The sequence below is a fragment of the Pseudomonas sp. MD195_PC81_125 genome, from assembly GCF_014060985.1.
In the GTDB taxonomy this organism is placed as follows: Bacteria; Pseudomonadota; Gammaproteobacteria; order Pseudomonadales; family Pseudomonadaceae; genus Aquipseudomonas; species Aquipseudomonas parakoreensis.
The window spans coordinates 1-689 of the sequence record NZ_JABULD010000943.1 but is presented as its reverse complement, the minus strand read 5'-3'; the positions used below and the strand labels follow the sequence as shown (position 1 = coordinate 689).

General features: G+C 53.7%; 1 protein-coding gene. It reads right to left on the bottom strand.

The annotated features are described in order from the left end of the window. Positions 1 to 689 (bottom strand): HipA domain-containing protein (locus HT737_RS30495; RefSeq protein ID WP_182404680.1); only part of this gene is annotated, 689 nt, incomplete at both ends.

Genomic DNA, 689 nt, shown 5'->3' with positions numbered 1-689 from the left:
CGGAATAGAGCAAGCCGAAATTCTTCAAATGAGCGTCGCCATTTCCGACGATGCAACTCAGGGCAACGCTATCGAAGAGTTGATCGAGGGACGTGCGCAAATGTATCGCCGGACAAAATACTCGAACTGCCTTCGCGATGGCTGCATAACTTTTGCTGTACTTCTGAGTGGCCGACAGCCCCATCAACACGGCCATGTCTTCAAAACCGATCGGGTTGAGCTGATCGTCGCGATCAAAGCGGCGCATGACAAATAGCTTGGCGTTGTCGGAAAGGTAAAACGGCGGAACGGGAATGCCCGCGTCTTTTGCCATGGACATGCACAGGAATTCGTTGATCGCCAGGCCCGGGAATTCGTCTCTGCCACTTTTGATGATCAGGTCCGAGGTTTTGGATGTCACTCGCGGCAACTCTACCTCTTGTCGTTCCGGCACCAGCAACTTGGGTTGAACACCTGAAATGCCTGCCCGCAGGATGTAGCGATCAAGCATGTCGGCGAAGATATCTTCCGTGCCGTCCCACGTGAGAATCTCTTCGAGTTTCTCTCCCGGAAATTCTTGCTCCTGCAACAAGGCATCCACGGTTTCAGAGCGTACGTGAACCCTGCCAATGGGCGATGTGCTGCCGGAAAGCGCCAGTAGCAACATTGGGTCGACGTTGACTGTCTTGGCCAAGCGATTGCGTAACTGT